Annotated in this window: 4 protein-coding genes and 1 CRISPR repeat array (1 of these 5 only partly in view); all 4 genes read right to left on the reverse strand. The window is 29.0% G+C overall.

Annotation, left to right across the window (positions count from 1 at the left end):
- Window positions 1–3,882: a CRISPR direct-repeat array (repeat unit 46 nt; unit sequence GTTGTGAATTGATTTCAAATTGTATTTTTACGTGAGAATTCACAAG) (it extends 2,392 nt beyond the left edge of the window).
- A 128-nt stretch (window positions 3,883–4,010) separates the two neighbouring features.
- The 4 genes from cas2 to H9W90_RS06550 all read right to left on the reverse strand — a co-directional run bounded on the left by cas2 (window position 4,011) and on the right by H9W90_RS06550 (window position 13,912).
- Window positions 4,011–4,349 carry a CRISPR-associated endonuclease Cas2 gene (cas2, locus tag H9W90_RS06535; RefSeq protein WP_187483644.1) on the reverse strand — a complete coding sequence of 113 codons (339 nt, stop codon included), beginning with the start codon at window positions 4,347–4,349 and terminating at the stop codon, window positions 4,011–4,013.
- 7 nt (window positions 4,350–4,356) lie between these two features.
- A complete protein-coding gene (cas1, locus tag H9W90_RS06540; RefSeq protein WP_187483645.1) occupies window positions 4,357–5,244 on the reverse strand; it encodes a type II CRISPR-associated endonuclease Cas1 in 888 nt (295 codons plus the stop codon).
- On the reverse strand, window positions 5,241–9,842 hold the full coding sequence (gene cas9, locus H9W90_RS06545; RefSeq protein WP_187483646.1) for a type II CRISPR RNA-guided endonuclease Cas9: 4,602 nt from the start codon (window positions 9,840–9,842) through the stop codon (window positions 5,241–5,243). The genes cas1 and cas9 overlap by 4 nt, the downstream gene beginning before the upstream one ends.
- Window positions 9,843–10,582: 740 nt before the next feature.
- Complete coding sequence (locus tag H9W90_RS06550; protein WP_187483647.1) at window positions 10,583–13,912, reverse strand: glycoside hydrolase family 2 TIM barrel-domain containing protein; 3,330 nt, start codon at window positions 13,910–13,912, stop codon at window positions 10,583–10,585.
- Window positions 13,913–13,990: the final 78 nt, after the last annotated feature.

Genomic DNA, 13,990 nt, shown 5'->3' on the forward strand with positions numbered 1-13,990 from the left:
TTCACAAGTTCTTGTGGTAAATCTTCAATAGTAAAATCGTTGTGAATTGATTTCAAATTGTATTTTTACGTGAGAATTCACAAGATCTGGACGAAAATGATGATTGGCAGGACTGTTGTGAATTGATTTCAAATTGTATTTTTACGTGAGAATTCACAAGGGAGGTGCAAGAGGTATTCAGATAAAACCTGTTGTGAATTGATTTCAAATTGTATTTTTACGTGAGAATTCACAAGTTTTCGTTTCTACTGTTATAGTATTATTATGTTGTGAATTGATTTCAAATTGTATTTTTACGTGAGAATTCACAAGATCTACTTCTGCTGGTACATTTTACATTAAGTTGTGAATTGATTTCAAATTGTATTTTTACGTGAGAATTCACAAGCTGCAAAAGATTTTGGATTTACCAAACTCAGTTGTGAATTGATTTCAAATTGTATTTTTACGTGAGAATTCACAAGAATGATTGGTGCGATTATTACGAGCACCATGTTGTGAATTGATTTCAAATTGTATTTTTACGTGAGAATTCACAAGAGGTGCAGGAGAAGATGCAGGTGGTTTTAAGTTGTGAATTGATTTCAAATTGTATTTTTACGTGAGAATTCACAAGAATACACGTACAAAAGACACTTCACATTCTGTTGTGAATTGATTTCAAATTGTATTTTTACGTGAGAATTCACAAGAACTTCTTCAAAAGGAATAGATTCAGATGCGTTGTGAATTGATTTCAAATTGTATTTTTACGTGAGAATTCACAAGAATTAAATACAGATGGCGTGGTATGATCTAGTTGTGAATTGATTTCAAATTGTATTTTTACGTGAGAATTCACAAGTCTTTTGCGCTATAAGGACGTAAGCCATACGTTGTGAATTGATTTCAAATTGTATTTTTACGTGAGAATTCACAAGATAGATAATGATACTATTATCTATGGAGAAGTTGTGAATTGATTTCAAATTGTATTTTTACGTGAGAATTCACAAGAAGTGTTGGTGTGCCTACAAGCAGAGGTGTGTTGTGAATTGATTTCAAATTGTATTTTTACGTGAGAATTCACAAGCATCGGCTACGAGTTTTGTTTATCCTGTTAGTTGTGAATTGATTTCAAATTGTATTTTTACGTGAGAATTCACAAGGTACTGGATTAACATCATAAGACCTATTGCGTTGTGAATTGATTTCAAATTGTATTTTTACGTGAGAATTCACAAGCAAGAGCAAAAAATTAAAGACGAGTTTTTAGTTGTGAATTGATTTCAAATTGTATTTTTACGTGAGAATTCACAAGCAACCATTCATAAATGAGTTAATAGGGTCTGTTGTGAATTGATTTCAAATTGTATTTTTACGTGAGAATTCACAAGTACGTGCAAGATAACCAAACTGCAATACCTGTTGTGAATTGATTTCAAATTGTATTTTTACGTGAGAATTCACAAGCAATTTGGAACAAAAACACCAAGGCATACAGTTGTGAATTGATTTCAAATTGTATTTTTACGTGAGAATTCACAAGGCATGTTTCATCTTTGGTGGCATGATGCTCGTTGTGAATTGATTTCAAATTGTATTTTTACGTGAGAATTCACAAGACAAAGCAATAAAAAGAGTTAAGACTAATTGTTGTGAATTGATTTCAAATTGTATTTTTACGTGAGAATTCACAAGGGAATTTAAGAAAACAGTAAACCAGCCATCGTTGTGAATTGATTTCAAATTGTATTTTTACGTGAGAATTCACAAGTAACACGTATTATGATGGTGGGGACACTACGTTGTGAATTGATTTCAAATTGTATTTTTACGTGAGAATTCACAAGTCTATTGTAAATTCTTCTTCTTTCATTTTTGTTGTGAATTGATTTCAAATTGTATTTTTACGTGAGAATTCACAAGTTCTTCCTTGTGTTGCGTAGATAAATTCTGGTTGTGAATTGATTTCAAATTGTATTTTTACGTGAGAATTCACAAGTTACCTTCTTTAGCTTCAGAACGTTCTATGTTGTGAATTGATTTCAAATTGTATTTTTACGTGAGAATTCACAAGTTTAATAGTTGGTTTCTTTCTGTAAACATTGTTGTGAATTGATTTCAAATTGTATTTTTACGTGAGAATTCACAAGTTTTTATGGTTATATTTTTCTGCTAACTCTGTTGTGAATTGATTTCAAATTGTATTTTTACGTGAGAATTCACAAGTATTCTCATATTATCTATTTACAAGTTTTCGTTGTGAATTGATTTCAAATTGTATTTTTACGTGAGAATTCACAAGTTGGACTGCTTGGACTTTTCCAAGGGATTGGTTGTGAATTGATTTCAAATTGTATTTTTACGTGAGAATTCACAAGTATAAAAACATTATATATTTGCAACGTACAGTTGTGAATTGATTTCAAATTGTATTTTTACGTGAGAATTCACAAGGTTACCAACCACATTTAAAGATGGATTAACGTTGTGAATTGATTTCAAATTGTATTTTTACGTGAGAATTCACAAGTCAGAATTAATTTACTGCTTAGTAGACACTGTTGTGAATTGATTTCAAATTGTATTTTTACGTGAGAATTCACAAGTGTCTTGTTTTGAATAATAAACCTGTCGTGGTTGTGAATTGATTTCAAATTGTATTTTTACGTGAGAATTCACAAGTACACCCTCTGCTTTTAGTCTAAACCCTCCGTTGTGAATTGATTTCAAATTGTATTTTTACGTGAGAATTCACAAGTTTTGCTCCAGAATTAATTAATTCTTTACGTTGTGAATTGATTTCAAATTGTATTTTTACGTGAGAATTCACAAGCTTCTTCTCCGCTTCCAGTATATTTAAATCGTTGTGAATTGATTTCAAATTGTATTTTTACGTGAGAATTCACAAGCAGATAGTATATGAAAAGTTAAACGACCTAGTTGTGAATTGATTTCAAATTGTATTTTTACGTGAGAATTCACAAGATAAGCAATATTTTTATCATCTCCATACCAGTTGTGAATTGATTTCAAATTGTATTTTTACGTGAGAATTCACAAGTATTTTAAAATGATTACCATCTGCTAACTCGTTGTGAATTGATTTCAAATTGTATTTTTACGTGAGAATTCACAAGTCCGTCTATTGGTTGTCCGTTGCTACTCTCGTTGTGAATTGATTTCAAATTGTATTTTTACGTGAGAATTCACAAGTCCAATTGTTTAAAGCGTACTAAAATATTAGTTGTGAATTGATTTCAAATTGTATTTTTACGTGAGAATTCACAAGTTTTAGCCATAGAAACATCACCAATATTTGGTTGTGAATTGATTTCAAATTGTATTTTTACGTGAGAATTCACAAGCAAACAATTAGAAGCGGTATAGAGGGTGTGGTTGTGAATTGATTTCAAATTGTATTTTTACGTGAGAATTCACAAGGCGTCCTATTTTATTAGTGATGCTACACCTGTTGTGAATTGATTTCAAATTGTATTTTTACGTGAGAATTCACAAGTTAAGCTCTTGTATTCTATTGTTTCAGTTCGTTGTGAATTGATTTCAAATTGTATTTTTACGTGAGAATTCACAAGTTACTTTCTAAAGTTTCCCCACTTTCAATAGTTGTGAATTGATTTCAAATTGTATTTTTACGTGAGAATTCACAAGGGTTGTAATTATTTATATTGTCTTTACCTCGTTGTGAATTGATTTCAAATTGTATTTTTACGTGAGAATTCACAAGGTGTTCCGCTTCATCCATTTCGTCTGCAGTGTTGTGAATTGATTTCAAATTGTATTTTTACGTGAGAATTCACAAGAAAGTAAAGATCCTCTATTGTTATGACCGCGTTGTGAATTGATTTCAAATTGTATTTTTACGTGAGAATTCACAAGGTCAATCCCAAAATATTGAGTAAAATCAATACTTTGGGATTCCTTTTTTAAATTAAAAAAAAGTATTGAATTTTATAATAATGAAGTGAAAATTGTTGTTTTTTAATTCCTACTTACTTATTTTTTTACTAAAATAATTGCAATTGTTGGGTTGGTTGTGGTAAATCAACTTCTTTTATTCCATGAAATAATTCCATATTACCAAATTGTTTGTCTGTAATTTCCAATATACATACTTTGCCATGTTTTGGTAAACTTCTTTTAACTCTTTTGGTATGTACTTTTGCATTTTCTCTACTTGGGCAATGTCTTAAATAAATTGAAAATTGAAACATTGTAAAACCATCATCAATTAATTTTTTACGAAATTGACCCGCAACCTTTCGCTCTCTTTTAGTTTCCGTCGGTAAATCAAAAAATACTAAAACCCACATAATTCTATAAGCACTGTATCTATTTGATGACATTATATGATTAATCAAGTTCAGGATATTTAATCTGTCTTAAATCTCCTGTAAAGCATTTATACAAACTTGATGTAGTAGTTGTAACCGCTACAAATAAAGGTCTTACAACTCCATCAATGAAAACATCTTGTGTTGCAATCGTTAATATATGAGCTTTTGTATCTTTATTTAATTCATAATAATTGTTACTGACAACATAATTATAAACTAGTTTATCTACAAAAGGTCTGTAAGGTTCCATAATATCATCAGCCAAACAATACGCATTGTATTTATTTCTATGGAAAATTCCTAAAACAGGCAACATTCCACTACTTACCAACGCTCTAGCAACAATACTTCTTAAAACAGCATAGCCAAAATTTAATAAATTATTTGGTTCTTCTCCAAAACGTTCTCTAGAAAAATTTTCGAATAAATGTTTCCAATAATATTGAGCAGCTATACCTTCCCTATTTGAAGAGTCTCCACTTTTAACATTTAACTTATATTCAGCTAATGGTTCAGAAACTTTATTATTTAAATCTAATAACGCTTTCTGATTTTCTATTTTTTGCTCAACTGTTTGTTTCCAAAGTTGTTTTTTTAAAGGTTCTGATGCTGCTAATTGATGTTTAATTCTCTCAGAATATTCTGAATGACCATACATTGGTAACATCATGCCAAAAGGTAAATGATGCTCATCGCAACTAATTACAGCAACGTTGTTCCCTTGTAGCTTTATTAATAATTGATTAGAAATTGTTATCTGGTAATGATCCAGCATTAACAAAGCAATATCTTCTATAGGTACAGTTCCTTTAATTTCTTTTGTTTCTGGCTCTTGAACCACTAATTGCTTTTGTTTTAATTTTAAATAAGATGGATTACCGATATAAATAGTTCTTTTTATCATATTTTAACATTTCCAATTCTATTTATATTTAATTTCCAACACCTATCCTTTATCATTCTATCTTCAATATCCTTTTCCATTTTATTTAAAGCAGAAAACTCCTTTTTATTATAAATAGGTTTAGAGATATCATTTCTAATAAAAAAACATTGAGAGTTAGAACAGCTCACCATTTTATAAACTCTAGAAACTTGTTTATTAGAAAGGTTATTAAAATCGACTAAAGATTTATTTTCTAATTCTTCATCTGTTGGAACATAGACCAAATCATTAGGAGAAAGAGTAAATAAAAAGTCCCCTTTTATATTATTTGGCTGTATTGGTAATCGTTTATCTTTTGGAAGTGATGCAGTTTGTTTTTGATGAACTATAACTTCATTTAAAGGAATGGTTTCAAATACTCTTTTTTTCTTTTCTTCATCATAATAAATTGCAAAGAATAAGTTTGTTCCCTTGGCAGCTTCTACAAACTTAGCCGCTTTAGCACCACTTTCTCCAATACTAAATTTACTACCTTCTTCATACAAACGAACTTTATAAATGGGATAATGGTTTTTACCATTATTTAATATTTTTATATTTTTGTTTAAAGCATCAACACCATCAGGATTAAAAGCTAAATCAAATCGCTCTTTTTGGTCATCCCCAATATAATTCTGTAAATGTCTTTCTAAAATAGTTATGATACCCCCATCTGTAATAGATTCAAGTTGCTTTCTAGTAAACTTTTCATTTAAAGCAACTCTAGTGGCTGTTGCATTTTCAGACCATTCAAATACTTTTGCTTTAGTAATTTCTTTTCCTTCAATTAAAAGAGGTGTTTCCTTCAGATATTTTCTAACTTTCTTTAAATCATTGTCAAAAAGAGTCAATAAACTCTTAACTTTTCTTTTAATTGATTTATCTACAATTAAATCTGACTTATCTAAATAATTAGTAATATTACTAAATCCCTTTTTTATCTTTTTTATTTTAACAGCACCAGATACTGTTTCTTTATGCATTGGTTTTCTAATAGCCCAATTTGTTTTATTAGTAGAGTTTGTGGAATCTTTTTGTTTTTTTAATATTTTTTTAAAAGTTCCATCGCTTTGTGGTTCCCATTGCCAAGTTTTATTATTCGTTTTATTTATTATTCTTAAATTTTGCTTAAAACTGATAATTGTCTTTTCTAGGGTTTCCTTAGCTTCTGTAGAGAAATTTACCCAAGGTAATTGAAAATGTTTCGTAAAATCACCTTGTTTATTCTTTATTAACAAACTCTCTTTTAAACCGTAATTTTCTCTTTCAGAATTTAACGAACCTAAATAATTAGTATGTTTTTTTGTACAACAAGCAATTATTAAAGCATCTAAAGCATGGTGTCTATGGTCTATTCTTTTTTTACTAAAACCTCTTGAAATTTCATCAGGAACTTTTGTTCTAAAAGCATTTATTTTTGAATCCCATTCTCCAAAATCTTTAGAGTTTGTCAACTCATTTAATCTCATAAACCTTGGAGCAACTATTTCATTCCATTTATCATTCAGCCCCCAATCTTGTTTTAATCTAGAAGTAATTGAGCCTGTAACTGGTACAAGACGTTTTGTTGTAGCTTCTTTTTCTCCTTCTTCTCTAACAATATTACTTAAAAGCGTTTTAATAATTTTACTTATGTACCTACTGTCATTTAATTGTCTGTTTATAAATCCTTCAGGAATATCTTCTGACAATAAGTTATTTAGTTTGGTTCTATTTTTTTTAAAATATTGTTTACAATGTTTCTCGTATTTATCAATATTAAATAAAGTCACTGTATTTCCATCACTTAAAGTAACAACCCTACCTCCTTCTTCTTTTAAAAACTCATAGGCTGTTTTATTATCTTTTAATTGATTAACTTCACTCTCACAAATTATTTTATTTGTCATTGAGTTATCAAAATAACGAGATTGTGGAATTATGTGCTCTATTTGATAATCAATAGAAAACAATTTACTTAAAGGAATTATTTTACCCGTATAAGGAGAAATATATCCTTGTTCTAACCATAACTTATACTTATTAATTTCAGATTTTGTTGGAGAACTACTTTTTCTAATCTTATCAATATCATCTTCTTTCATTTTAGTAAAAGAAACATCTGGATTTTGAAAAACCCCCTCTTCATAGATTTTTAAGATTTCTTGATGACTTGGAGAATATGGTCTTATATCATCTTCTGAATCATTTTTAAGTTCTTCTAGTAAAGATTTTATTCTTTCATTTGTATTCTCATTTTCAATATTTCTAGACGACATTGCTTTACGCTTATCACTAGAGTTTTTCATTTCTCTACCTAATTCAACATGAATTTCATTAAAAAAATTAGTTTCACCTTTTCCATAATGCTTCCAAATATCTCTAACAACCCGTAACGTTTCTGTAACAACTTGTTCTACTATTGGGTTTCTTAAACTATGTTGTTTAAATTCATTTAGATAAGTGTCTATATCGTTTGGAGATTTCCATGGTTTAATTATGCCTGATTCAGAATGACGCTCATAAATTGCGTAACAAGCCTGATAAGTATTTAAGCCCGTTAAAGGGTTTTTATCTTTATAATTTATAAAGCTTTTTACAAACTGTTTAGGAATTTCATCATCTACAATCGTTTTTAATCGGTCTTTTTTGTCTCCTTTAAAAACCTCATAATCATAATTTATGCTTTCTAATCTTTCCTGTATTTGTAATATTCTATTTTTTACATCATCTGCAACTTTAGTTTCATCCCAATATTTCCCCATTCTCATTAAAGGCAATATCTTTTTTATTGCTTTTTCTGAATACGATCCATAATCATTTTTAAATGGAGGATATTTTATAAAAGCATCTACAAACGAATCTTTATCTAAATTATTTTTTAGAGCAAATGTTTTTAGAGCAGTTTCATATTCTTTTTTATCTTTTACAGAATAAATAATATGCCACAAAGCACTTTCTATCTCTTTTGATAAAAACTCATTTTCATTCTTTACTTTTTTTAATCTAGACAAAAAAGAAGCTCTAGTTTCGTTTGCTGGGTATTTTTTATCTTCAACATAATTCCATCGATAATTCCCTTTTTCTGATTTTTCTATCTTTTTCTGGTCAATTAAAAATTGAATAATATGTTTCTGTTCAACCTCTTTTTTATCATTTAAAAAATCATATAATAAAACCCAATCATTATCACTTGTAAAAATACTATCAGTAATATCTTCATCAGTTTTACGATTTTCAGTATTTTCTTTTTGATGAATTTTTAAATTCTTTAAAAATTGCCACAACCTAAATTCTTGAAATAGAGGATGAGACTTAGAAATACATTTTAAAAATTGAGGTTTCTGTTTAATATTATTTATAGAAAATACTCGATATTCATAAGGACAATCCGAAATGGTAGATTTTTTACTTTTTAAAGGTCTTTGATAGAAAATAATATCATCAATAAATAAGTAATCAAACCCATTACCTTTTATATTGTTTTGGTGGGCTTCATTTCTTGGGTATAATTCACTTACACAAGCTTTGTATAATTCTCTATTTTTTAATTCTGGATGAAATTTTATTTGTGTTTTTAATATTTCTTGTAACTCTTCTTTGTAAAACTTTCTTTCAATAGTTTTAACCAGTTTTCCTCTAATTTTTTGTGATGGATTATTTAAAAGTGTTTCGTAAATATACTGACCAACTGTAAAAGAGCTTTGTTCAATATCTTTTTGTGTTTTCTCTTTAATTGCAATCCAGTCATTTTCAGAATCAACAGCCTTAAAATTTCTTCGTATATTACCTTCTTTATCAAGTTTATCTGTTCCATCTTTTTCTAATTGAGTAGTTACAATAAACTCTTTAGTTTTACCAACCCAATTATCTAACGATTCTTTACTTTGTCTTTTATAAACCCAATTATTTTCTAAAATGACATGATACCAAGTTCCTCTAGCATTTTTATCTTCAGTAGATATAACTTCCTTTACTTTTAAAGCATAAAATTCTTTTTTACTTGTTTTACTCTCTTCCTCTTCCTCTCCACGTAATTGATAATAGCCTCTTTTTTGATTAAAGTTTAAAAGCACCCAAGCTAATTCTTCTTTGGTAATTTTGTTAGTTAATGCTTTTTTACGAAGGTAATAGATAGTCCAATCTAAAGGTATTTTAGTTTCATTTCCTACCATTACAAAATCTGCAACCATTTCATTAAAGGAATCCATAAAAATAAAATCATGTTTTCCCTCTTTATTTTTGCGATAATTGAGTTTAACCTCAGTATTATTTTTAAATTTTCCAAATTGTTTTTCGAAATCAATAGCTTCTTTATAATGTTTTGGTAAAAAGTTTAAAACATTTAAAACCCTATGTAACCTTTCTCTTCTTAACAAATTTCTTTGATATAGCCTTCTAACTCCTCTATAACTTGTTCTATTTGCTGTTTGCGAGTGAGATTGACCAGAATCAAACTTTCCTAAAATATCTTGTGACATAGGAATAATTCGACTTCCTAATCCATTAATTTCTCCTTTTTTATTCTGAAAGTCTTGTGTAGTTAATGCCCAACCAATGGAGTTTGTCCCTAAATCGAGACCTAATATCTTTTTCATATTCTTTATTTTTTCTTTAACCTTATAAAGTTATGAAAAATTAATTTTAGCCGAATACGGAAACCCGTAAAATGTTTTGTTTTTTTTTGCTATATTTGAATACAATTTGAAATCAATTCACAATAAGGATTATTCCGTTGTGAAAACATTTAAAGCGGCAACTTCGGTTGTCGCTTTCTTTTTATTTCATAAATATTACTATATTTGAACAGAAATTTATTATAAATTAGAGTACACACTTCGGTACACGATTTAGTTAAAATAGAGCATAAAAGCTTAAAAAATCAGGATTTATGTTAAATTCATAACCCTGAGGTCACGGGTTCAAATCCCGTTCTCGCTACAAACTTAATGTTAATAAAATCAACGAATTGTGTCTCACAATTCGTTTTTTTATGCGCTCGTTTTTTGACTTTTACAAAGAGAATAAGAAAAAGTAAACGCTTTTTATAATATTGAACTATTTAATTTACTAAAGGTAGATTAATTGTCAACTAGTTTAAAAATGGAATTTTTGAAAGAAAACGTTGCATAACATAAATTAAATGAAGATTGTGATTTAAGTAAAAACTTAATTCATCTTTTAAAAACACCTAGCTATATTTAACTTATTGAGTGTGATAAAATTACTACACGAATACTATTGAATAAATTTAAAAAATCTATTCAATAGCAAATTCATGTTTATAAAATGAGAAATAATTAAAAACTCAAAGATAATTTTGTGGTAGAAAATTTTATTAATTATATTTTTTACTCAATTCTATAAAGTCTTCTTTTGTACTGTTTTCAAACGGAATTAAATAAAAGCCATAATGATACTTTTTGTTTCCAAAACGCATGTACTCTTTTTGAGGTTTTGCATACCAACTATCATCTCCACCAACTCCACGTTGTTCTAAATCGATATTTACTTGAACTAAATCTTGTTCTATAACATCTATGGTATGCTTACTCGAATTTACTTCAGGAATTCCATCAATTTGATATGTTTTCTCCACTTTTCCACCACCATAATCTAAACCAGAAGTAGTATCAAAATCTTCATTTGGCATGTGCAAAGCACTAATTCCAAGACCTTTTTTTGTATTTGTAGCAACTACTAACAATCCGTTGTTGTTATTGTTTGATAATGCCATCCAACGCACATCAGTTTTATAACCATTTTCTTGAGGTCTAATATATGGAACGTATTGATCTGCTACTTTTGATTCATATAAGTCTATAAAAGCTGCGGCTTTTCTGTCTTGATAATTTTCCCATGGACCTCTACCAAAATACGTCATATTATCATATTCTTTTGGCATTTGCATACGCATACCAATTCTTGGAATATCACTTGTATTTGCTGTCTCGTTTAATGTATTTTCAATTTCAACTACTCCATTTCCGTTAATTGTATAAACTGATAAAAAAGTGGTTTCTATTCCTGGTAATTGATAAACAATTTCTAATTTTACGGTTCCGTTTTCTAAAGTAGCATGTTTAGCTTCTGTTACTTTAGAAAATAAAGATGCTTTTTTCCAATCGATATTCTTTTTTTGCATACTGTTTCCAAAATCATTGTCGGTTACAGCGCGCCAAAAATTTGGCTTTGGTCCTTTTCCGTCTTTTAAATACTCGTTATTGTTGTATTTGTATGAAGTTAATCTTCCTTCATTTTTATCAAAAACTAAATGCAATTTATCATTAGAAACAGTAATAGTTTGACTAGAACTTGACACTTTTAATGTACTATTTGATGCTACTACTGAAGTTTCCTTTGTATATTTTGAATCTAATGCTATTTGCTCATGAGCTACTTCATATCCTTTTGGCAAAATTCCCCATTTGGATTTTATAGTTGCAGAAATTTCTACGAAATATTCTGTGTTTTTTTTAAAATCAATATCATCTAAAGAAACTCTTATCAATTTTCCTGTATGTGTTTCTACACTTAAATCTTCAATATTAATTGTTTTAAGAATATTTCCATCAGCTTTAATGTATGCTATAAAATTGAATGCATTTAAGTTTGTAAAATCATACAAATTCTCAACTAAAACTTTTAATTCATTATATTTTTTACTGATGCCTCTTTCTTTAAAATTGATAAATTCATGTGCCTTTTTAACTTCATACAAAGCAGGTTGTGGTGTTCTGTCCGGAAACACAATTCCGTTATTTAAGAAGGAATTATCAGTTGGCATATTTTTACCAAAATCACCTCCATACGCATAATAACGTTCTCCTTTTTCATTGGTTTTCCAAATAGATTGATCTACCCAATCCCAAATAAAACCACCTTGAAGATTGTCATATTTTTCAATAATAGTCCAATAATCCTGAAAATTACCTGTGCTATTTCCCATTGCATGGGCATATTCACTTGGTATAAATGGTCTGTTTGTTTTAGATTTACCTACGTATTCGAAAGTTGCTGGAGATGGATATTGGGGGACTATAATATCTGTATTTGTTTCCATATCCAGCAAATTTACTTCATAATCTCTGTAAGTTCGCTCATATTGCACTGGGCGTTTCGATTTATCATTGGCTTTAATAGCACCATAACCTTTAAAGAAATTTACGCCATTTCCAGCCTCATTTCCCATTGACCAAATAATAACAGAAGGATGATTTTTATCACGTTTTACCATACGAACCATTCTGTCTACATGAGCTTTTTCCCATTTATCATTCTTGGCTAAAGAATATTTGCCATAATACATTCCGTGAGATTCTATATTAGCTTCATCAACTACATAAATACCATAGGCATCACACAATTCATAAAACTTTCTTCCTCTTGGATAATGGCTTAATCTAACGGCATTTATGTTGTTTTCTTTCCATAAAGTAATGTCTTTCATTATCATCTCTTCAGACATTACATGACCAGTTTCTGGATCTGCTTCTTGCGCATTCACACCTTTTAAGGTTATTCTTTGCCCATTTACTAAAAGCAAACCTTGTTTTATTTCAACAGTCCTAAACCCTATTTTAATTGAAGTGGCTTCTTCTGTTTTACCTTTTTTATCAGCTAAATCTAAAACTAACGTATATAAATTAGGGTGTTCTGCACTCCATTGTTTTACATCTTTTATAATTCCTTCAAAAGAAATGGTTTGTTTTTTATTTTTTTGAATAGAAAATTCTTTTTCTCCTGATAAAACCTCAACTTGACTTTCATCTAAAAGTTTATAAGAAAAAATACCTTTTGATTTTTTTTGAGAATTATTTTCTAAAACTACAGAAAGATCTAAAACTCCATTTTTATAAGCGCCATCTAAATTGGAAACAACCTCAAAATCTTGAATACGAACTTTTGGCTGAGCATAAATAAATACGCTGCGTTCAATTCCACTAATTCTCCAAAAATCTTGACATTCTAAATATGAACCATCTGTCCATCTAAAAATTTGAATAGCGATTGTATTTTCGCCTTTTTTGGCCATTTTAGTAATATTGAATTCCGCAGGTAATTTACTACCTTGAGAATAGCCTACATATTCGCCATTTAACCAAACAAAACCTCCAGATTTCATTGCCCCAATATGAAGAAATAATTCTTTTCCATCCCAAGAATCATCAATAGTAAAATTACGCCTGTAAGAACCTACAGGATTGTAATTATCTGGAACATCTCCTGGATTTTTAGGATATACTCTATCCACCAATTCCATATCATCTGCAACCATTGCTTTATAATCTGTAAATTCATATTGATGATTTACATAAATGGGAACTCCAAAACCTTCTACTTCCCAATTTGCAGGTACTTTAATCTCTCCCCAATCTGAAACACTTTCAGTTGGGTTCATAAAAGAAGTTGGTCTATTTTTTGGATTTTTCACCCAGCTAAATTTCCACAAACCATCTAAAGATTGTTTCAGTGTATTTGTGTTGTTAAGAGCATCATCTTTAGTTGAAAAAGGAGTAAATGATGCGTGCGCATCTAATTTGTTTTCACTAATTACTTGTTCGTTTTCAATATAATATTGATATTCTTTAATTGGGTCTTTAACTTGACTTTTAGCTGAAAAAGTAACAATAAGAAAGATTATAATAATTGTTTGTTTTAAAATCATCTTTTTTAAATTTTATTTCTTGAGATTCTTTCCATTAATTTGAAAAGAAGTTATTTTTCAGAAAAACCTATTTTCCTT

This window comes from Polaribacter pectinis, from assembly GCF_014352875.1.
GTDB lineage: Bacteria > Bacteroidota > Bacteroidia > Flavobacteriales > Flavobacteriaceae > Polaribacter > Polaribacter pectinis.